This is a genomic window from Acidithiobacillus sp. (genome assembly GCF_049965315.1).
Lineage (GTDB): Bacteria > Pseudomonadota > Gammaproteobacteria > Acidithiobacillales > Acidithiobacillaceae > Acidithiobacillus_B.
In genome coordinates this window covers 1-21,557 of record NZ_JBMFWL010000033.1, presented here as the reverse complement: position 1 = coordinate 21,557, position 21,557 = coordinate 1, and the positions used below count along the sequence as shown (strand labels likewise).

The following is a 21,557-nucleotide window of genomic DNA, read 5'->3' as shown; positions in this document are numbered from 1 at the left end:
GCTCAGTTGAAACTGCCGACCTCAAAAGCAGCATGAGGAACGAATAAAGCCCTCCACAAAACTCGGGGGGATTCACCCTGCCCTTCCCCTTGATACGTGACGTGGTGGGCCTTGGCGAAGGCGGGGCCCAGGTGCAGGTCCATGACCGCCCCCATGGAGCCGGCATAGGCGACCTGGAGCGGGGTGGCGGCCATGGCCGTGCCCACCCCCGCCACCCACAGGCCGACGAGCAGGGCCATGGCCGATGATGCTTGCCGGCGCGCCGGCCGATTCCGGACCGCCCCTGATGCCGGCGGGAGAACCGGATCCTGGGGGTGGGGGTCCATCCGTATATTTCGTGACATATAACGATGTAGCAAAGCAGACCGGTTGTTTGGCATCTTGACTGTCTCCATGGTGAGAAAAGACGAAGGACCATCGGGGATTCAATATATACGTTCGGATACCCCGATGTCGCAAAGCTTACCTGCATACCCGAAAATTGGCTATACCGCATCATAAAAGCAGTTATTGTGCCAAGGCGAGGTGTCGGGATCGGACACGCGGCCGCCCGTGTCGCTGGTCCTGGATCCGCCAACGGCGTTTTTTGCTGCGGCGGCCAGGGGGGTTTGAATAGTTCGCCTGCCGAGCGCAGAATTCCGCCAGGGATAACGACGGCGGGGAAAGAGGACGTTCGTTCCATTATTTCCGCCCGATCCGAGGCCGCCATGAGGGAAGACACAAAACCCCGAAGTCCAACCCCGAAGGAGGCGCGGGGTGTCCTGCGCCGGGGCGCGGAAAAGGCCCGTCGCTGCGCCGTTCCATCCCCTCACCGCGTTGATCAGCCATGAGCAAAACCAGGGACAGGCTGAAGGCACTGGGGCCGGGCGTCATCACCGGCGGCGCCGACGACGATCCGGCGGGGATCGTCACCTATTCGGTGGTGGGGGCCACCACCGGCTTCTCCCTCCTTTGGCTCCTGCTGCTCGCCACCCCCATGATGATCGCGGTGCAAAGCATGGCCTCGCGGATCTCCATCGTCACCGAGAAAAGCCTGCCCGAGGTGATCACCGCCCACTTTTCCCGGCGGGTCACCATGTTCGTCATCACCCTCCTGGTGATCGCCAACGTCATCACCATCGGCGCGGACCTGTCGGGAATGGCGACGGTGCTCGGCATCCTGACCGGCATCAAGCCGGGCCTGCTGCTGATTCCGGTGACCGTATTGATCGCCTATCTGGTGATCTTCAATGCCTATCGCGTGGTCAAGACGGCGCTGCTGAGCCTTACCCTGATCCTCTCCGTTTACATCGTCTCCGCCATCCTGATCCGGCCGGATCTCGAGACGCTCCTCGTCAACACCTTCATCCCCCACATCAGCTTCGCGTCGGGCTATGTGGTGGCCGCCCTGGGGCTGCTGGGGACCACCATCTCCCCGTACATGCTGTTCTGGCAGGCCGCCGAGGAGCGCGAGGAAAAGCGCACGGTGGTCCAGGCGGCGGCGGCGGATTTCGACACCGTGGCCGGCATGCTCTACTCCAACCTGGTGTCCTATTTCATCATTGTCGCCGCGGCGGCGGTCCTTTACGGCAGCGGGCTGCCCATCGCGACCATGAAGGACGTGGCGCTGGCCCTGCAGCCCCTTGGAGGCAGGTACACCTTCGCCCTCTTCAGCGTCGGCGTGCTGGTCGCCGGTTTCCTGGCCATCCCGGTCCTGGCCGGCTCCAGCGCCTACGCCATCGCCGACACCTACGGCTGGCGCGAAGGGATGGATTACAAGGTCTCCGACGCCCGGGGCTTTTACGCGGTATTCCTGGGTTCGCTGCTGGTCGGCGACCTCATCTACCTGTCCCCCCTCTCCACGGTGGACGCGCTTTATTACAGCCAGGTCCTGGACGGGATCTTGCTGCCCCTCCTGGTGGCATTGCTGCTGATCCTGGGCAACAACAAGGCGATCATGGGGAGCTATACCAATTCCCGGTTCAATAACCTCTTTGGCCTATTCACCTTGTTGGTGAGCCTGGGCTTATCCGCCATCCTCTTCTACCAGGCGGTGTTTTGACCGGGTTTGCCGAGCGCCCGGCCGTCGGGATTCGCCTTTTCCTCAGGCAACCCGCCAGCGGCGCAACAGCGTGTACTGTCCGTCGACGGACGCCACCAGGGCCAATTCCTCCAGGGTCCAGCGCAAGGGCTTTATGGTCTGCTCCACCCAGGGCCAGGGGCGAGGCGCCCGCAGCAAGGTGACGTGGGGCAGGAATGGGTTCGCCGGCGTGGAATCCTCCCCCAGACACCCCTGCCGCCATCCCGCCAGCGCCGCCGGCACCTCCTGGGCGCCCAGCCACAGCACCCGGCCGCCGTGGAACGCTCCTATCCGGTCGAGGCGGAGGGTGATCGGGAACGGCCCCGGCCAGCAGTCATCCAGGCGTCGCTGCAGGGGCGCGGGGTCGGTCGCCCCCAGATAGGAAAGGGTGAGATGCCAGCGTACGGGCATTTCACAGCGACCACCCGGCGGCCAATCCTGCGGGCCCAGCTTGGCCAGGCGCAGGCGCAGGCCCGAGCGCACCTCCCGGGACGGCCATGCGGCAAGGAAGAAGTGCAACTGGGCCATGTCTCTAGTCTGCCTCCCGCCGGCCCGCAGCGGCTAGACGCCGGGGTGGAGGGTCATGTTCCGCAGCCAGGCGGGCAGGTCTCGCACATCGGCCAAACAGGCTTGGGCGCCGTGATTCTGCAGGCGCTGCGCGTCATGCACGCCGCAGCAGACCCCCACCGGCAGGACACCCGCGGCCACGGCCATCTCCATATCATGGATGCTGTCTCCCACCATGAGGGCGGCGCCGGGAGGCAGATCGAAGTGGGTCAGCAGCTCGTGGAGCATCTGCGGATGGGGCTTGGAGCGGCTTTCATCGGCGCAACGGCTGGCGGCGATGCACTGCGCCAGGTCCGGGTGCGCGGCCAGCATCCGGTCCAGGCCGCGGCGGGATTTGCCCGTGGCCACGGCCAGGTGAAAGCCGGCATCGGCCAAGTCCCGGAGGGCCCGCTCCACGCCGGGAAAGAGGGGCATTTCCGCCATGGAGGCCGCAAAGAAGCAATCCCGATAGGCGCCGAGCACCTGCTCCCGTTGTTGCCCGTCAATCCCCGGCGCCAGCACGGCCAGGGCCTCGTCCAGACCCAGACCGATGATTTCCTTGTAAGATTCCCCTCGATCCGCAAGCCCGGCGGCGGCAAAGGCCCCGGCGAGGCAGCCGCAGATGGTGGAAATACTGTTCATCAGGGTACCGTCCCAGTCGAATACCAGCAGGCGCAGGTCCGAGCCGGGCAAGGTCTTCACGGAGTCGTCCCGCCTTCCCGCAAGCGGGCCAGGACGGCGGCCAGATCCTCCGGCAGCGGCGCTTCCACCCGCAGGCTTTCCCCGCTGCCGGGATGGCGGAAGGTGACATGGGCGGCATGGAGGAAAAGGCGTTTGAGGCCCAGGGCCTGCAGGGAGCGGTTGAAGGTGGCGTCGCCGTATTTCTCATCCCCGGCCACGGGATGCCCGATGGCCTGGAGATGGACGCGGATCTGATGGGTGCGCCCGGTGTCCAGTTCCGCCCGCACCAGGGTGGCCGCCGCGAACGCCTCCAGCGGCGCAAAGGTGGTGTGCGCGGCCTTGCCTGCGGCATCCACGCGCACCACTCGCTCGCCCGATTGCAGGGTGTTTTTGCGCAGGGCCAGGGCCACCTCCCGGACATCCCGCCCCCAGCGGCCGGCCACCAGGGCCAGGTAATGCTTTTCCACCTCCCCTTCCCGGAAGGCCTCATGCAAGGCGCGCAGGGCGGAGCGCCGCTTGCTGAGGATGAGGCAGCCGGAGGTATCGCGGTCCAGGCGATGGACCAGTTCCAGGCCCGCGGCAGCGGGGCGCAGCAGGCGCAGGGCCTCTATGGCCCCCCAGCGCAGCCCCGAACCGCCATGCACGGCCAGGCCGCTGGGTTTATCGAGGACGAGGACGTAGTTGTCCTCATAGAGGATGGCCTGTTCCAGGCTGCGCGCCAGGCTGTCGGGCAGACGCACCGCTTCATTGGGCGCCGCCACCCGCACCGGCGGCAGGCGCAGGGTGTCACCCTCGACCAGATGGTAGTGAGCCCGCGCCCGCCCGCCGTTGACGCGCACCTCGCCGCTGCGCAGGATCTTGTAAACATGGGAGCGCGGCACACCTTTGAGCACGCGCAGGAGAAAATTGTCGAGACGCTGACCGGCTTCCTCGCCACTCACCTGCCGTTGGCGCACCCCCGTATCGACCATCTCATTTTCCTCGACTGCATGATTTGGATTGCGATTGTATTCTTTTATGACATATATTTCGACCTAGGGACTTGGCGCCGGCTTCTGGCCGCGATCCGGGACCTGAGCAACTGAGCGGCAATAACGCCGGGCAGATTTCAAATACATGCGCTGCGCTCCCCGACATCGACTCTACGGTCGAAGGTTGGGTCGAGCGCCGGAGAACGAAAAACTTATGAAACGGATGTTGATCAACGCCACGCACCCCGAGGAGTTGCGGGTGGCCCTGGTGGACGGCCAAAAACTGCTCGACCTCGATATTGAACGGGCCTACCGCGAACAAAAGAAAAGCAACATCTACAAAGGCCGCATCACCCGGGTAGAACCAAGCCTGGAAGCCGCCTTTGTGGATTATGGGGCCGAGCGGCACGGTTTCCTGCCCCTCAAGGAGATTGCCCGGGAGTATTTTCTGCAGCAGGAGCCCGGGCGCAAGCGGATCCAGGACCTGATCCGCGAAGGCCAGGAAGTGATCGTCCAGGTGGACAAGGAAGAGCGCAGCAGCAAGGGCGCCGCCCTTACCACCTTCATCAGCCTGGCCGGCCGCTATCTCGTGCTGATGCCCAACAACCCCCGCGCCGGCGGGGTTTCCCGACGGATCGAGGGGGAAGACCGAACCCAGATCCGCCATCACCTCCAGCTCCTCGACATCCCGGAGAACATGGGCGTCATCGCCCGCACCGCCGGGATCGGCCAGGAACTGGAGGCCCTCCAGCGCGATCTCGAATACCTCAAACAAATCTGGCAAGCCATCGTGGAAACCGCCGCCACGCGCTCCGCACCCTTCCTCATCTACCAGGAAGGCAATGTGGTGGTGCGCGCCCTGCGCGACCATTTTTCCGAGGACATCAGCGACATCTTCATTGACGAGGAAGGGGCCTACAACGCCGCCGTCCAGTTCATGACCTCCATGATGCCGAAAATGGTCAACCGCCTGAAACGGTATGAGAACGACATTCCCCTCTTCTCCCGCTACCAGATCGAACAGCAGATCGAGTCGGCCTTCTCCCGGGAGGTGCGCCTGGAGGCGGGCGGCGCCATCGTCATCGACCACACCGAAGCCCTGATTGCCATCGACATCAACTCCGGCCGCGCCACCAAGGGCCAGGATATTGCCGAAACCGCCCTGCAGACCAATCTGGAGGCGGCCGAAGAGATCGCCCGGCAGATCCGCCTGCGCGATCTGGGCGGATTGATCGTGGTGGATTTCATCGACATGGAATCCCCCAAGCATCAGCGCGAGGTGGAAGCCCGGCTCAAGGAGGCCCTCAAGCTGGACCGGGCCCGCGTCCAGGTGGGACGCATCTCCCGCTTTGGCCTGCTGGAGATGTCGCGGCAGCGCCTGGGGGCCAGCCTGGAAGAATCCTCCTACGAACCCTGCCCGCGCTGCAGCGGTACCGGGCAGATCCGCGGCTGCGAGGCCACCAGCCTGCATGTCCTGCGCCTGCTCCATGAAGAGGCCCTGAAAAATGCCGTGGCCGAGGTGCAGTGCGAGGTGCCGGTGGAGGTGGCGGCCTACCTCATGAACGAGAAGCGCCGCCAACTCCTGGAACTGGAGGCCAAGACCAATACCCGCATCCTGATCCTGCCACGCCCGGAACTGGTCACTCCCCACTACCAGATCCAGCGGGTTCGCCCCCAGGATGCCAGCGGAAAAGCGCTGCCCGCAGGCAATGGCGAGCCGCTGCCCGCCCGTCCGGCCCGTGCCGTCATCGAAACGGCGGCCCTTACCCCCCTCACGGCACCGCCACCCCCCACCATCCTGCCGCCGCTGAAAACGCCTGCGCCGGCCGCCGCCAAAACGCCCGCCGCCAAGGCCGCGCCCAAGGCCCCTGCCGTCGCGGCGGAAGGCATTCTCGCCCGTCTGGTGCGCGCCCTCGTCTCCCGTTACGAACCCACCGAAGCGGCCCCGGGGGAGGAGACGGCGGAATCCGCCGAGGCCATGGAAATGGCGACGGAGGTGGTGGCCGGCGAGCCGGCCGCCAACGAGGCTGTTCCGGAAACGAGCGAAAGCCGCAGCCGTCGGCGTCGCCGGGGCGGCCGCCGGGCCCGGGCCCGGCGGTCAGCCCAGGGGAGCGGAGAGGAAGGCACGGCGGAGGAATCGTCCGCCACCAGCGTCGCCGAAACGGACGAGGAATCCTCCTTTGCCGAAGAGGAAATCGGCGCTGAGGCCGCCGTCAGCAGCGATGACCACGAACCCCGCCACCTGGCGAGCCGCGTCGAAAGGGAGCCCCTCAACCAGCTCGTCTATCCCGGCGCCGTCCCGGCGCCGGACGACTGGCATCTGTTGATGGTGGAAAACACCGGGCCGGAGCAACAGCCAGCCGCAGCAGGCGCAGCAACGGAGCCAGCGCCGGAGGAACAGGCTTCCCTCCCGTTCGGCACGGATTGAGCCCCATCACCAAGCGGCTGCCGGGGCCGCTCCTACGCGTGGTCCGCGGGCGGCAGATTCGTTATTTCACGCGAAGAACAACCGTGCCGAATTCAGGAGGATGATGTTGCCCGGGCGCATTCTCCCTATCATCATGCGCGCCGCCAAATCGTCCCTGTCGGGCCGTCCTCCAGGGCGATTCCCGCCGCCGCCAGTTCATCGCGTATGGCATCGCTGCGCGCAAAATCCCGCGCCTGTCGGGCGGCCGCCCGTGTCGCGATCCGCTCGGCCACCCAGTCGGCATCCACCTCATCGGCAGCACCGCGCAGAAAGACCTCCGGATCCTGCCCCAACAGCCCGAGGATACCCCCCAACTCGCGCAAGAGCATGGCCAGGGGCGTCGCCACTTCACTTCCCTCGTCGCGCAGGCGGTTGATCTCCCGCGCCAGGTCGAAGAGCAGCGCCACGGCCGTGGGCGTATGGAAGTCGTCGCTCATGGCGGCATGGAAACGCTCCCGCCATTCCATGCCCAGATCTCCCGGCAGGGGGCCGGGAGCAAGGCCGCGCAGGGCCGTGTAGAGGCGTGTCAGCCCCGCGCGCGCCTGCTCCAGGGCATCTTCGCCGTAGTTGAGGGGGCTGCGGTAGTGGCTGGCCAGGATGAAAAAGCGCAGCACCTCGCCTTCATAGCGGGGCAGGAGTTCGCGCACGGTAAAAAAATTGCCCAAGGATTTGGACATCTTCTCCTCATTCACCCGCACAAAGCCGTTGTGCATCCAGTGCCGGGCAAAGGCGCACCCGGCCCCCTGGGACTGGGCGATCTCGTTTTCATGATGGGGAAACTGCAGGTCGGCGCCGCCGCCGTGGATGTCAAAGGCGCAGCCCAGGGCGTCGGCGGACATGGCGGAACATTCGATATGCCAGCCGGGACGCCCATCCCCCCAGGGGGAGGGCCAGGCAGGCTCGCCGGGCTTGGCCGCCTTCCACAAGGCGAAATCCAGAGGATCGCGCTTGTCCTCCCCCGCCTCCACCCGCGCACCCACGGCCAGTTCGTCGATGGACTTGCCCGAGAGCCGGCCATAGTCGGGGAAGCTGCGCACGGCATAATAGACATCGCCGTTACTGGCCGCATAGGCATGGCCCTTGGCGATGAGCTCGGCAATGAGCCGCTGCATGGACCCCACATGCTCCGTCGCCCGCGGTTCCAGGTCCGGCCGCTGGCAGAGGAGGGCCGCCTCGTCCTCGTGCATGGCGTCGATAAAGCGTGCGGTGAGCGCCTGGATGGGTTCCTGGCGCTCCAGGGCGCGGCGGATGATCTTGTCGTCGATATCCGTGATGTTGCGCACATAGGTCACCTGCAAGCCCCGGGCGCGCAGGTAGCGCACCACCGCATCGAAGGTGACCATCACCCGCGCATGGCCCAGATGACAGTAGTCGTACACGGTCATGCCGCAGACGTAAAGACCCACACGGCCGGGCAGCAAGGGCTCCAATGGCACCTTGCGGCGCTGCAGGGTGTCGTGGATGCGGATGGCCGGACTCAGCGCTGAAGTGACCGATGTGCTCATGGATTCCTCTTGAAGATCAATACGGGGGGCTGCGGCAAGACGCGCCAGGGCCCGCTCCATCCCCATCAGGGGGAGAAGGGCGGCCAATTCCGGCCCATGCGCACGGCCGGTGAGGGCGGCGCGCAAGGGCAGGAAAAGGGCCTTGCCCTTGCGTCCGGAAGCCGCCTGCAGGGCCTTTATCCAGGAGGCATAGTCGCCAGCGGCGGCCTGGAGGGCCTGCGCGGCGGTCGCCCAGAACTCTAGCGGCGTTTCCTCCAGGGCCGACCGGGCCTCGGCGTCCCCATGAAATCGGCCGAAGCAGACCGCCGCCCAGTGTTCCGCCTCCTGCGGCCGCAGGATATTGCCGCGAATGGCCTGCACAAAGGCCCTTCGCCGGTCCTCGGGCACCGGGGTTCGCACAGCCGGGGCCAGCCAGGCCCAGAGGCGCTCCGCAGGCAGGGATTGCAGGGCCTGCTGCTGCCAGTGCTCCAACTGCGCCCCATCGAAACGGGCCGGGGCGCGGCTGATCCGGCTGGTGGCAAAGCCGTGCGCCAGGGCCGCCATATCCATCAAGGCGTTTTCCGCGTAATGGTGCCCCAGACGGGCCAGATAATTGCAGACCGCTTCGGGCAAAAAACCTTCCTCCCGCAATTCCCGCAGGCTGCCCGCGCCATTGCGCTTGGACAGGGGCTGGCCGTCTTCACCCAGGATCAGGGGGAGGTGGCCATATCGGGGCACCGTCAGCCGCAGGGCTTGGAGGATGAGGATCTGGCGCGGCGTATTGCTCAAATGATCCTCTCCGCGCAGGACCAGGCCCACCCCCATGAGGGCATCGTCCACCGCGTTGGCAAAGAAAAAGGCCGGCGAGCCATCGCTGCGGCGAATGACAAAATCGCCAAACTCCGCCAAGGCGTATTCCCGTTCTCCCCAAACCAGGTCCGGCACCCGCAATACCCCTGCATCGGGGATGCGGAAGCGCAGGGTGGGCACCTGGCCGGCGGCCTCCCGCGCCGCCCTTTGTTCCGCGCTGAGATGACGGCAGTGCCCCCCATAGCGCGGCGCTTGCCCCGCGGCCCGCTGGCGCCGGCGCTCGGCCTCCAGATCCTCGCGACGGCAATAACAGGGATAGGCATCCCCCTGGGCCAGGAGCCGCGCGAAAAGATCGGCATAAATGCCTTGCCGCTCCATCTGCCGATAAGGACCATGGGCGCCCCCCACATCGGGGCCTTCATCCCAATCCAGGCCCAGCCAGTATAGATCCGCCATGATGGCCTGGGCATAATCGGCGCGGGAACGCTCGGTATCGGTGTCTTCCATGCGCAGGATGAAAGTGGCATCCGCACCGCGCGCCGCCAGCCACGCGAACAGCGCGGTGCGGGCGTTGCCCAGATGCAGGTAGCCGGTGGGACTGGGAGCGAAGCGACTCGAAAGATTCATGGTGCTATAGTATTGCCCCATTAGCGGTGCCGCAATGCAGTGGAGGGAATCCGGGCATTGCGGAATACGCCCCATGACCTGCCGCGGCGGGAGATCCGCCGCACGACAGCATGAGGCTTTTCCAATGACTCCATCGAGGGAAGACGGAACGGCATGGCCAACAGGAACACTACGCGCAAGCAGGCGCCCAAGGCACACGGACGGCACTGGGGCCGCTGGATCTTGCTCATCCTTCTGCTGATATTCCTCAATATCGGCATTGGCGTCGGCATTTACACCTATCGGATCTGGCAAACCCTTCCGCCGGTGCATGAACTCAAGGAATGGCGTCCCGACGAACCCCTGCGCATCTACGCGGCCAATGGCGAACTCCTGCAGGTGGTCGGCCCGCAAATGCGCTACGCGCTGCCCATCACGCGGATCCCGGTGAAGCTCCAGGATGCCTTCATCGCCGCCGAAAACGCCCATTTCTATAGCGACAACCCCCTCTACTACCCGGTGAGCTATACCGGCATCCTGCGCGCCGCCGTGGTGGATCTCATCCACATGGCGCCGGTGCAGGGCGCCAGCACCATACCCGAGCAGGTCGCCCGCAACTTCTACCTCACGCCGCAAAAAACCATTTCCCGCAAGGTGGCCGAGATCCTCCTGGCCTACAAGCTCTCCATGCACTTCACCCATCAGCAGATCCTGGAGCTCTACCTCAACAAGATCTATCTCGGGGAAGGGGCCTATGGCGTCCAGGCCGCGGCACGCATTTACTACGGAAAAAATGTCAATCAGCTCACCCTGGGCGAAATGGCGACCCTCGCCGGCCTGCCCCCGGCACCCTCCTACCTGAACCCCGTAGTCAATCCGAAACTGGCGGAAAAACGTCGCGCCTATGTCCTCAAGCGCATGGAAAAACTCGGCTTCATCACCGCCGACGAAGCCACGGCGGCCCGCGCCGAGCCCATTCTCTCGCAGTTTCACGCGACGGCCAGCAATAGCGCGCCCTACGTCACCGACTGGATTGCCAACTGGCTGAGCCAGCAATTCGGGCCCGACTTCACCTATCGCTCCGGCCTCAAGGTCTATACCACCATCCTCCCCAAGGCGCAGGCAGCGGCCAATGACGCGGTGGCCGTAGGGCTGGAAAACTACGACATGGGTCTGTCCAGCATGGATCCCAAGGCCTATCGCGGACCGGTGGCCCAACTCAGCGGGGCCGCGCTGCAGTCTGCCCTGGCGGGCAAACGTCCGGCCATGCTGCCGCCCCATGATCCGGCGAATCTCCGCTGGGGGGTGGTCACCGCGGCCGACGCCGGGAGCGCCTCCGTTTCCCTGGAAGGCAAGCAAAACATCACCCTGAGCCTCAAGGACGTAAGCTGGGCGCGGGCCAAACATGGGGCGCCGCGGCCCAAGGCCGTAAACCAGGTCCTCCATGCCGGCGATCTCGTCTGGCTGCGACCCTACGTGCATGCCGTCACCGCCGGCGCCGGTCAGGAATGGGGAGCCAATGTCTGGGCCAATGGCGGGCCCAACAGCGGTTGGCAGCTCACCCAGATTCCCCAGGTCCAGGGCGCCCTGGTGAGCCTCAACAGCCGTACCGGCGCCATTCATGCCCTGGTGGGGGGCTTCAGCTATGAGCTCAGCCACTTCAATCGGGCCGTTTTCGCCTACCGGCAGCCGGGCTCGGGCTTCAAGCCCTTTGTCTACGCCGCCGCCATGGATGCGCCGGCCCTGCTGGCGGCGGGGAGCAACACCTACCTCACGCCGCAGACGCCCATTCCCGACACCCCCCTGTCCATCACCCTGCCCACCGGGCAGGTCTATGCGCCCACCAACTACAGCAACCAGTTCTCCAATACGCCCATCCCGGTCTGGGCGGACCTGGCCTACTCCCACAACGTCCCCAGCGTGCGCATCCTCATGGATATCGGGATCCCCTATGCCGTGCAGTACGTGCAGCGCTTCGGCCTGCCCGCCCAGCAGATCCCGGCGGTGCCGTCCATGGTCCTGGGTTCCGGCGACTACACGCCCTTGCAGTTGGCCAGGGCCTATGCGGTCTTCTCCAGCGGCGGCTTTTTGCCCACCCCCTACCTCATCACCAAGATCGTCAATAGTCGCGGCACCCAGATCTCCCTGATGAATTGCCCCCTGGGCTACACTCCGCCTCCCCAGCAGACGGCCATCCCGCCGGGGGTCGCCTATCTCATGACCCAGATGATGCAGCAGGTGATCAAGATCGGCACCGGCGTGGCCGCCCAAAGCCTCGGGCGCAACGACATCGCCGGCAAGACGGGCACGACGAACAACGAAAACAACGCCTGGTTCAACGGCTTCAGCCCCAAGATCACCACCAGCGTCTGGGTCGGCTACGACGACAACCGGACCATGGGGCGCTGGGCCGCCGGGGCGCGCGAGGCCTTGCCCATCTGGATCCACTACATGCGCACCGCCATGGCCGGGGAGCCCGACATCGGCTTCTTCCGTCCTCCCGACGTGGTCAGCGCCGCCACCGCCAGCGACAGCAGCGCGGGCAGCAAGCAGATCGGGGTATCTGATTATCTTGCCGGCTACCCACCCATCGCCGCGCCCGCCGCTCCCACGGCCTCCACGGAAAGCGGTACGGGCACCGATCTCGGTACCCATCTGCTCAACACCATCAAGAGCCTCTTCTGAGGAGGATGGGCAGGCCCAGTGCCGGGAAGATTGTGGCCGGACGGCGGCGTTTCGCGCTGAAACGGCAACGGGAGGGCCGGACGGAGATTGCTCCGAACCGCGGAGATCCGTGCTGCGTACCGGGGAAGCGGCCGCAGCCCAATGCTTTCCTGGAAGCCTGGATTTAGATCAAGGCACGCCTGGCATTGGCAAAGAGTTGGCGCCAGGGGGTGGTCTCGCCCCATTCCTTGGGAAACCAACTCATTTGCACACTGCGGATCACCCGCTCGGGATGGGGCATGAGGATGCTGACGCGGCCATCGCCGTTACAGAGGCCGGCAATCCCCTCCGGAGAGCCATTGGGGTTGGCCGGGTACCGGCTGGCGGGGCGGCCCTGGGCGTCCACATAACGCATGCTCACCACGCTGGCGGCGGCCGCTGCGCCATGGGCAAAGCTGGCGCGGCCCTCGCCGTGGGCAACGACGATGGGCGCCATGGTTCCCGCCATCCCCCGGAAAAAAACCGAGGGGGAATCCAGGATCTCCACCATGACCAGCCGCGCCTCGAACTGCTCCGAGCGGTTGCGCAGGAAACGCGGCCAGTGCTCCGCACCGGGAATGATTTCGCGCAGTTCCGAGAACATCTGGCAGCCGTTGCAGACGCCCAGGGCCAGGCGCGCCTCGTCGGCAAAAAATTCGGCAAAGGCATCGCGCAGGCGGCTGTTGAAGAGGATGGACTTGGCCCAGCCGGCACCGGCGCCCAACACATCCCCATAGGAAAAACCGCCGCAGGCCGCCAGGGCCTGAAACCCGGTCAAGACATGGCGGCCATGGATGAGATCGCTCATGTGCACGTCCACGGCCTCGAAACCGGCCTGATGAAAGGCCGCCGCCATCTCCACATGGCCATTCACGCCCTGTTCGCGCAATATGGCCACCCGCGGCCGGGCACCGCTGGCCACTATCGGCGCCGGCATGGGGCTCGCAGGCAGGCGGGCAAAGAGAGGCGGCTGCGTTGCAGTGATCCCGGCAAAGGCCTCGGCTGCGCAATCGGGGTGATCGCGCAGGGCCTGCATCTGATAGCTGGTTTCCGCCCAGGCCCGCAGTAGATCGCTCCCCGCCTCGTCCAGCAGCGCCGCACCGCCCTGGTCCAGACGGATACGCCAGTCGGCCACCACGCCGCCGATCCGCAGCGCCTGTGCCCCCAGACCGGCCGTCGCCCAGATCTCCTCCACCCGCGCCCGTGCCGCGCCGGGGATCTGCATCAGCACCCCTGGCTCCTCGGCAAAAAGGAAGGCCAGGGCATCGGCCCGCTCCGGCAGATGCAACTCCGCCCCCAGGCGACTGGCAAAGGACATCTCGCAGAGGCTCGCCCAGAGTCCCCCATCGGAACGATCGTGGTAAGCCAACACCAGACCCTCCGCCCGCAAGCGGCCCAAGGCCGAAAAGAGGGCGCGCAACAGGCCTGCGTCGTCCAGATCCGGCACCGTGGCCCCCATCCGGCCATAGACCTGGGCGAGTATGGAGGCCCCCAAGCGTCCCCGCCCCAGATCCACCAGCCAGAGATCGGTATCGGACTGGGCGGACCATTGGGGCGTCCAGGTGCGGCGCACGTCCGCCACCGGGGCAAAGGCGGAAATGACCAGGGACAGGGGGGACACCACCGCCTTTTCCCGCCCTCCCTCCCGCCAGACCGTCTTCATGGACAGGGAGTCCTTGCCCACCGGAATGGACAGATCCAGTTCCCGGCAGAGGTCCAGGGCCACGGCCCGCACTGTGTCATAGAGGGCCGCATCCTCGCCGGGATGATCCACCGCCGCCATCCAGTTGGCCGAGAGCTTGATATCCCCCATTGCCCGCACGTCGGCGGCAAAGAGATTGGTCAGGGCCTCGGCCACCGCCAGACGGCCGCTGGCCGGCGCATCCAGGACCGCCACCGGGGCCCGCTCCCCCATGGCCATGGCCTCGCCGCAGTAACCCGCAAAGTCGCTGGCGGTCACCGCGCAATCGGCCACCGGCACCTGCCAGGGCCCCACCATGGGATCACGACAGACCAGTCCGCCCACGCTGCGGTCGCCAATGGTGATGAGGAATTCCTTGGAAGCCACACTCGGATGGCGCAGGACGCGATAGGCCGCCTCGCGCAGATCCATCCCGCCCCGCTCCAGTTCCCGTCCCGGCGTCACCTGATGCCGGCTGTCCCGCTCCATCCGCGGAGGACAACCGAGCAGGGCCGCCATGCCCATCTCCACGGGCCGGTCCTGGAAGAATCCGTCCTCCACGATCAACTCCTCTTCCTCCGTCGCTTCCCCCAGCACCGCGACGGGGCAGCGCTCCCTTGCGCAAAAGGCGAGCACCTGATCCAGACGCTCGGGCGCCACGGCCAGCACATAGCGCTCCTGGGCCTCATTGCTCCAGATCTGCATGGGCGACATGCCCCGGTCCTCGCTGGGCACCGCCCGCAATTGCAGACGCCCGCCGCGACCGCCATCATGGAGAATCTCGGGAACGGCATTGGAGAGCCCGCCGGCCCCCACATCATGGATGGAGAGGATGGGCGAATCCTCTCCCAGGGCGATGCACTGCTCGATCACTTCCTGGGCGCGCCGCTCCATCTCGGGGTTGCCCCGCTGCACCGAGGCGAAATCCAGATCCTCATCCCCCTCGCCGCTGGCCACGCTGGATGCCGCCCCCCCGCCCAGGCCGATGAGCATGGCCGGCCCGCCAATGACGAGGATTTTGGTCCCCACCGGCAAAGGCCGCTTTTCCACCAGCGGCCGGCGAATCTGGCCAATGCCGCCCGCGAGCATGATGGGCTTGTGAAAGCCCCGTTGAACGCCACCGAGCTCCCCCTCAAAGACACGGAGGTAACCGGCGATGGCCGGACGGCCGAATTCGTTGTTGAAGGCCGCCGCCCCCAGGGGCCCGTCGCGCAGGATCTCCAGGGCCGCGGCGATGCGCCCGGGGCGGCCGTAATCCTGCACCTCCCAGGGCTGGAGATAACCGGGTATGCGCAGGTGAGAGACGGAAAATCCGGTCAACCCGGCCTTGGGCTTGCCGCCCCGGCCGGTGGCCCCCTCATCGCGGATCTCGCCGCCACTGCCCGTGGCCGCCCCGGGAAAGGGCGAAATGGCGGTGGGGTGGTTGTGCGTCTCCACCTTCATGAGGATGTCCATGGCTTCGTCGCCAAAGCCGTAGACCCCCCGGTCGTTGCGGAAAAAAGGCCGGGCCTGATGCCCCTCCATCACCGCCGCGTTGTCGCGATAGGCCGAGAGGGTACCCTGGGGATGATGGCGATGGGTCTCGCGGATCATGGCGAAGAGGCTGAGATCCTGGTCCCGGCCATCGATACGGAAGCGGGCGTTGAATACCTTGTGCCGGCAATGCTCGGAGTTGGCCTGGGCGAACATCATCAATTCGGCATCGCTGGGATTGCGCCCCAGGCCCTGGAAATATTCCGCGAGGTAATCGAGCTCCGCCGGAGAAAGGGCGAGCCCCAGGCCGACATTGGCCCGCTCCAGTGCCGCCCGCCCTTCCTCCAGCAAGGGGATGCGTTGCAGGGGGGCGGGATCGGGATGACGAAACAGGCCCTCCGCCTGGGCCACATCCAGGACCACCGTCTCGGTCATGGGGTCATGCAGGCGCCGGGCGCAGAGCCCAAGGAGATCCGCCGCAAAGGGCAGGCCATCCGGCCCCAGGAGAGTATAGACGATGCCCCTCTCGATCCGCCGCACGCTGCGCAATCCGCAGTGATGGGCAATATCCGTGGCCTTGCTGGCCCAGGGAGAAATGGTGCCGAAACGCGGCAGAACCACCATCTGCTGACCATGTACCAAGGTATCCGCAGGGTCCTCGCCATAATGCAGGAGGCGCTCCAGCAGGGCGTGTTCGTCATCGGACAAGGGGCCGTCCAGGTCAACGAGATGGACAAAGGCGGCGGAAAGCTGCGCCAGAGCCAGGCCCTGCTCCTGCAGCGCGACCTGAATTTTTTGCAACCGAAAGGCGGACAAAGCCGGAGAACCGCGCAAAAGCAGCATGCTTACACCTTATAGGAAGTCAACGTGAAGCCGGCGACCAGACCATAGGGCCATCGTCCGCCGGGGGAGGCGGGACCCGGCAAGGCGCATCCCCTCAGGACAGGGGCACACCCAGGCGCCGCGCCACCTCGACATAAGCCTCCACCACTCCGCCCAGGTTGCGCCGAAAGCGGTCCTTGTCCATTTTTTCCAAGGTCTTGGCATCCCAGAGGCGGCAACCGTCGGGACTGAATTCATCACCCAGGAAGAGTTCGCCCTCGTAGCGTCCGAATTCCAGCTTGAAGTCCACCAGAATCAGGTCCGCCGCGGCAAAAAGCGCCGTCAGCAGCGTATTCACCCGCAGACTCCAGCGGCGCATGGCATGGATCTCATCCTCGCTGGCCCAACCGAAGCTCAGGATGTGGGAAGTATTGATCATGGGGTCATGGAGGGCGTCATTCTTGAGGAAGAATTCAAAGACCGGCGGCTCCAGGATCAGCCCCTCTTCCACCCCCAGGCGCCGGCTCAGGGAGCCCGCCGCCCGATTGCGCACCACGCATTCCACCGGGATCATGTCCAGGCGCCGCACCAGGCTGTCCGTAGCGTTGATCAGACGCAAAAAATGGGTGGGTACTCCCGCCCCCTGCAGATGCTCCATGATGAAGGCGTTGAACTGATTGTTGACCTTGCCCTTGCTGGCCAACTGCTCCACCTTCTCGCCGTCAAAGGCCGAGGTATCGTCCTTGAAATGCAGGACCAGGGTATCCGGCTCATCCCCGGCATAGACGATCTTCGCCTTGCCCTCGTAAATCTGTTCGCCTCTGCTCATTGCGGCGCTCCTGCGGGGAAAACCCGCGCAAAGATACGATCAATATTTTTGGTATGGTAGGCCAGGTCGAAAAGGTCGGCCAGTTCGGCGGCCGACAAAAACCGCCGTACCTGCGGATCGGCGGCCAGCAGGGCCTGGAAATCGGCCCCCTCCTCCCACACCCGCATGGCATTGTCCTGCACGACGCGATAGGCGTCCTCCCGCAACATGCCCCTTTCCGTCAGGGCCAGCAACACGCGCTGGGAAAAGATCAGGCCGTGCATCTTGTGCAGGTTGCTCAACATCTGCTCCGGGTATACCACCAGATTCTCCAGCAGGCCGCTGGCGCGATGGAGCATGAAGTCCATGACGATGCAGGCATCGGGTCCGATCACCCGCTCCACGCTGGAATGGGAGATATCCCGCTCATGCCACAGCGCAATGTCCTCCAGCGCCATCCCGGCATAGCCCCGCAGCAGGCGGGCCAGCCCGGTGAGGTTCTCGGAGAGGATGGGATTGCGCTTGTGGGGCATGGCGGAGCTGCCCTTCTGGCCCTTGCTGAAGGGCTCTTCCGCCTCCAAGACCTCGGTGCGCTGCAGATGGCGGATCTCCACGGCGATCTTTTCGATGGAGCTGCCGATGACGGCCAAGGTATTGAAAAACTGGGCATGGCGATCCCGGGAAATGACCTGGGTGCTGGCGGCCTCGGGCTGCAGGCCCAGATCGGCGCAGACCGCCTCTTCCACATCGGGGTCGATGTTGGCAAAGGTGCCCACGGCCCCGGAGAGCATCCCCACGGCCACCCCATGGATGGCGGCGAGAAGGCGCTCGCGGTTGCGCTGCGCCTCGGCATACCAGACGGCCACCTTGAGGCCGAAGGTGATGGGCTCGGCATGGATCCCGTGGGAACGGCCCATCATCACCGTGTCCTTGTGCTTCCAGGCCAGGCGCGCCAAGGCGGCGATGAGGCGGTCCAGGCCCGTCAGCAGGAGCTCGCCGGACTGCTTGAGCTGCAGGGCGAAGCCCGTGTCCACCACGTCCGAGGAGGTCAGGCCGAGATGGATGAAGCGGCTCGCCGGCCCCACGTGCTCGGCCACGGAGGTCAGAAAGGCGATGACGTCGTGCTTGACTTCCAACTCGATCTCGGCGATGCGTTCACTGGCAAAAGCGGCCTTGCCTTCGATCTCCCCCAGGGCCTCGGCGGGTATCCGCCCCCGTGCCGCCAGGGCTCGGCAGGCGGCCAGCTCCACATCCAGCCAGGCGCGATATTTGGCGTCCTGGGTCCACAAGGCGCCCATTTCCGGGCGGGTATAGCGTTCGATCATGACTGCCCCGCCGTCTTGGGACTCAACGCCGCCTGCAGCTTGTCGAGGATCTCGACGGACCATTTGCGGCCATCGCTGGCATCCCCGTGGGTGGGTTCGGTCTCCAGCACGCTGCCCTTGTCATTTTCCATGCGCAGGAGTTTGACCCGCACGGCGATGGCCTGGGGCTTGCTGCTGCTCCCCCAGGTCTTCTTGAAGCTGTTGACGATCTGGTCGAAAATGCCGCCCACAAAACCCGCGTGCTCCCGGCTTTGTTCTCCACCATTGCGGATGTCCACCACCCAAACGCCAATGCCCTCGCTGGTGACCGGATAACCCATGCCTTGCAGCGCCATCTGCACGGCCGGGACGGCCTTCTGCGGCAAGGCATCCAATACCAGGTAGGGGCCGCGATCATCGCGATAGCGGGTTACTTCCAGCTTGGGCATCTCGGCCATGACGGTTTCCTGGCTGAGCCGTTTCTGGATCGCCTGCATCAGGTCACGATTATGTTCCCCGTCCGCCGGATACTTCTCCCAGTTGGCATTGGGGTTGTTCCACCAACGCTCTTGGGCGATGGCCAGGACTTCCCGACCCGGCTCCGGCTGCGTCAGGGTAAAGGTGTATTTTTCCCGGAAAGTCGGGGCAACGGTACTGCCCAGGATGAAAGACAGCCCTTCGCGGAAATCCCGCCAGCCGGTCTGGAGTTCGCCTTTATCCGGGGCAAACCGTTCCACCGGGATTTTCTTCTCCGCCAGAACGGCCTTTACGCTCGCCCATACCTGCGCGGGTTTGGCCGCCGTGCTGAGTTTCAGCTCGGCACCCGTGCCACTCAATACGGCCGCCGATCCGGGCAGTTTCTTTTCCTCCAGGGGCTGCTCACCGGCGGCCAGGCGCGGCGTAAATACGCCGAATCCCTCCGTCGCCGTGCCCGTATTCGCTGCGGTGGCTCCCGCTTCCGCCCCCTGGGGGATGGTCACGCCCGGCTGCGGCGCCGTGGCCAGGAGATCCGGCGGCACCTCCAGCGGCTTCATTACCTTGGCGTCCTGGTAATTGGGTCCATTGCTGGACTTGAGGAAGGGAATCACCGAAGAGATGGTGGAACACCCCCCCAGACTCACACTGGCCAGAGCGGCAAGAAGCAGGTAACGACGCATGCAAAACTCCATGGGACGCGACATAGGCGCGAAAAAAGTCACAAACAATGGGCCTGACGCAGACTCGCGCGCAGGCGTTCATGATAGGCTGGCGCCAGTGTCGTCAATGGCAGGCGCAGACCGGGCCCGATATGCCCCATTTCCTGCAGGGCCCATTTCACCGGGATGGGGTTGGACTCGATGAAGAGATCGCGATGCAGGCCGATCAGCGCGGCATTGATGGCCCGCGCGCGCAGGAAATCCCCCGCCAGCGCGGCCTCGCACAACTCGGCCATGGCCCGCGGCGCCACGTTGGCCGTCACGGAAATGATGCCGCGCGCCCCGGCGGCCAGGGCGCCGAGGGCGGCGCCATCATCCCCACTGAAGACCTGCACCTGCTCTCCGCAAAGATGGAGGATCTCCCCCACCCGCTCCACCTTGCCGCTGGCTTCCTTGATGCCGACAATGTTGGGCAACGGGGCCAGGCGCGCCACGGTTTCGGGCAGGAGGTCGCAAGCCGTTCGTCCCGGCACGTTGTAGAGAATGATCGGCACCCGGCATTGGTCGGCAATGGCCGCATAATGCTGGAACAACCCTTCCTGCGTCGGCTTGTTGTAATAGGGGGTGACCAGCAAGGCCGCATCGGCCTTGGCCTCCATGGCCGCCCGGGTCAGGATCACGGCCTCGGCCGTCGCATTGGCGCCGGTACCGGCAATGACCGGAACCCGTTCCCGCACCTGTTCCACCACTGCGGCAATCACCGCAATATGTTCCTTGAAATCGAGGGTGGCCGACTCTCCCGTGGTGCCCACCGCCACAATGGCATGGGTCCCTTCGGCCAGGTGCCATTCGACGAGGTCCCGCAGCCGGGGATAATCGACGCCGCCATCCGCCGTCATGGGCGTTACCAAAGCCACCATACTGCCATGAAACATGATGAAACTCCCGGGCGATCCCAGCTTAGCCACTCATGGGCGATGGTACTTGCGGGGGGCGCCCCTTGGCAAGAAAACCCGCAAGGTTTTACTCACTCGTCAAGACGCATCCTTTGCCGCGCCGCCCAGTGCAGCAATTCCTCATGCTGCTTGGGCTGCAGGTCGAAGCGCAGGCCCACGCGCAACCAGATGCTCCCCGCCTCTTCCACGCGCCGCCAATGACGCAATTCCCCCCGGCTTTCCCAGTCGGGGCTGCCCGGAGCCGAAAGGAGCACCTCCAGGCCGGCACCGCGCTGCAAGGCCAGATCATCCATCCAGGGCAGCCGCATTCCCAGCCCACCCCAGCCCAAATCCACCAGATCGCCCAGCAAGTCCGGCTGCCCGGGACGGCGCAAGCGTACCTTCACCAGCGACAGCACCAGGCGCCGCCAGTACAGCCGCTTTTGCAACTGGTAAATGGTGGTCGGCCACCCCACCTGCAACGACTGGGAAAACAGCGCATGAATGGGGGCGAGAAAACCCAGCAGGAATTCCTGGGCGCGGCCGATGACCAGCACCAGGCGTCCGGGGGTGAGGAGATCTGCGGGCGCCGGCGGTTCCGGAAGGCGCAATTGCAGCGTTTGTGTCGCCGGATCCACGGCGAGGAGATAACTGCTGCGATCCTGCCCCTCCTCGCCTTCCAGGATCACGGTCAACACCCGTTGGGCGCGCTGCAGGAAGGTCAGCCCCTCCCTGGCCGTATCCAGGGGCAACAAGGCCCAGCCCGAGAAAAGGCGGTTGGCGTAATCGCGCAGAGGGGATTCTCCCCCGCCGCTGGCCCCCTCCTTTGGGGAGGGCTCGTAATCGACAATCTCCCATGGAGGCATAACGGCTCCTATCAGCCACCCTGCCTGGCGGCTATCCTGCCGGATTTCCGGTCCCGCAGGATCGAGGATCAACGGTTGACACGGAAGTCACGGCGAGCGGCGGGATTTGGCGCTCCCAAGGGGGTTCGAACCCCTGTTACCGACGTGAGAGGCCGGTGTCCTGGACCACTAGACGATGGGAGCAGCAATGGGCGAATTATAGGGG

14 protein-coding genes and 1 tRNA gene are annotated in these 21,557 nt (G+C 65.4%); 3 read left to right on the top strand and 12 right to left on the bottom strand.

Annotation, left to right across the window (positions count from 1 at the left end; all coding sequences use genetic code 11):
- Positions 1–2: 2 nt before the first annotated feature.
- Positions 3–239, bottom strand: coding sequence for a hypothetical protein (locus ACP5MM_RS08290; protein WP_427934398.1), 237 nt, complete (start codon positions 237–239; stop codon positions 3–5).
- Between the two features lie 587 nt (positions 240–826).
- Between ACP5MM_RS08290 and ACP5MM_RS08285 the strand changes: the two genes are divergently transcribed.
- Positions 827–2,041 (top strand): NRAMP family divalent metal transporter, encoded by a 1,215-nt coding sequence (locus tag ACP5MM_RS08285; protein ID WP_427934396.1) that lies wholly within the window; start codon positions 827–829, stop codon positions 2,039–2,041.
- 42 nt (positions 2,042–2,083) lie between these two features.
- Here ACP5MM_RS08285 and ACP5MM_RS08280 read toward each other — a convergent pair whose 3' ends face one another.
- The 3 genes from ACP5MM_RS08280 to rluC are packed head-to-tail and all read right to left on the bottom strand — an operon-like array spanning position 2,084 to position 4,257.
- The gene (locus ACP5MM_RS08280; protein ID WP_427932161.1) at positions 2,084–2,587 is read right to left on the bottom strand and encodes a 2'-5' RNA ligase family protein; all 504 of its coding nucleotides are present in this window, start codon (positions 2,585–2,587) and stop codon (positions 2,084–2,086) included.
- A 33-nt stretch (positions 2,588–2,620) separates the two neighbouring features.
- Positions 2,621–3,307: an HAD family hydrolase gene (locus ACP5MM_RS08275; RefSeq protein ID WP_427932163.1), complete on the bottom strand. Its 687-nt coding sequence runs from the start codon at positions 3,305–3,307 to the stop codon at positions 2,621–2,623.
- Positions 3,304–4,257: a 23S rRNA pseudouridine(955/2504/2580) synthase RluC gene (gene rluC, locus ACP5MM_RS08270; protein ID WP_427934395.1), complete on the bottom strand. Its 954-nt coding sequence runs from the start codon at positions 4,255–4,257 to the stop codon at positions 3,304–3,306. The genes ACP5MM_RS08275 and rluC overlap by 4 nt, the downstream gene beginning before the upstream one ends.
- Positions 4,258–4,471: 214 nt before the next feature.
- Here rluC and ACP5MM_RS08265 point away from each other — a divergent pair, with 214 nt between their 5' ends.
- A complete protein-coding gene (locus ACP5MM_RS08265; protein WP_427932166.1) occupies positions 4,472–6,685 on the top strand; it encodes an Rne/Rng family ribonuclease in 2,214 nt (737 codons plus the stop codon).
- A 131-nt stretch (positions 6,686–6,816) separates the two neighbouring features.
- Here the strand turns inward: ACP5MM_RS08265 and cysS are convergent, their stop codons facing one another.
- Complete coding sequence (gene cysS / locus ACP5MM_RS08260; RefSeq protein WP_427932167.1) at positions 6,817–9,645, bottom strand: cysteine--tRNA ligase; 2,829 nt, start codon at positions 9,643–9,645, stop codon at positions 6,817–6,819.
- A gap of 153 nt (positions 9,646–9,798) precedes the next feature.
- On the opposite strand from cysS, the gene ACP5MM_RS08255 reads away from it, so the two are divergent.
- A complete protein-coding gene (locus ACP5MM_RS08255; protein ID WP_427932169.1) occupies positions 9,799–12,309 on the top strand; it encodes a penicillin-binding protein 1A in 2,511 nt (836 codons plus the stop codon).
- Positions 12,310–12,472: 163 nt separating this feature from the next.
- Here the strand turns inward: ACP5MM_RS08255 and purL are convergent, their stop codons facing one another.
- The 7 genes from purL to ACP5MM_RS08220 all read right to left on the bottom strand — a co-directional run bounded on the left by purL (position 12,473) and on the right by ACP5MM_RS08220 (position 21,535).
- Positions 12,473–16,324 carry a phosphoribosylformylglycinamidine synthase gene (gene purL / locus ACP5MM_RS08250; RefSeq protein WP_427934394.1) on the bottom strand — a complete coding sequence of 1,284 codons (3,852 nt, stop codon included), beginning with the start codon at positions 16,322–16,324 and terminating at the stop codon, positions 12,473–12,475.
- 94 nt (positions 16,325–16,418) lie between these two features.
- The gene (gene purC / locus ACP5MM_RS08245; protein ID WP_427932172.1) at positions 16,419–17,132 is read right to left on the bottom strand and encodes a phosphoribosylaminoimidazolesuccinocarboxamide synthase; all 714 of its coding nucleotides are present in this window, start codon (positions 17,130–17,132) and stop codon (positions 16,419–16,421) included.
- Positions 17,129–18,436, bottom strand: coding sequence for an adenylosuccinate lyase (gene purB / locus ACP5MM_RS08240; RefSeq protein ID WP_427934393.1), 1,308 nt, complete (start codon positions 18,434–18,436; stop codon positions 17,129–17,131). Before purB ends, purC begins: the two co-directional genes overlap by 4 nt.
- Positions 18,433–19,572, bottom strand: coding sequence for an outer membrane protein assembly factor BamC (bamC, locus tag ACP5MM_RS08235; protein ID WP_427932176.1), 1,140 nt, complete (start codon positions 19,570–19,572; stop codon positions 18,433–18,435). Before bamC ends, purB begins: the two co-directional genes overlap by 4 nt.
- Positions 19,573–19,610: 38 nt before the next feature.
- Positions 19,611–20,486 carry a 4-hydroxy-tetrahydrodipicolinate synthase gene (gene dapA, locus ACP5MM_RS08230; protein ID WP_427932178.1) on the bottom strand — a complete coding sequence of 292 codons (876 nt, stop codon included), beginning with the start codon at positions 20,484–20,486 and terminating at the stop codon, positions 19,611–19,613.
- A gap of 92 nt (positions 20,487–20,578) precedes the next feature.
- Positions 20,579–21,352, bottom strand: coding sequence for a hypothetical protein (locus ACP5MM_RS08225; protein ID WP_427932180.1), 774 nt, complete (start codon positions 21,350–21,352; stop codon positions 20,579–20,581).
- A 107-nt stretch (positions 21,353–21,459) separates the two neighbouring features.
- Positions 21,460–21,535, bottom strand: a tRNA-Glu gene (locus tag ACP5MM_RS08220).
- Positions 21,536–21,557: the final 22 nt, after the last annotated feature.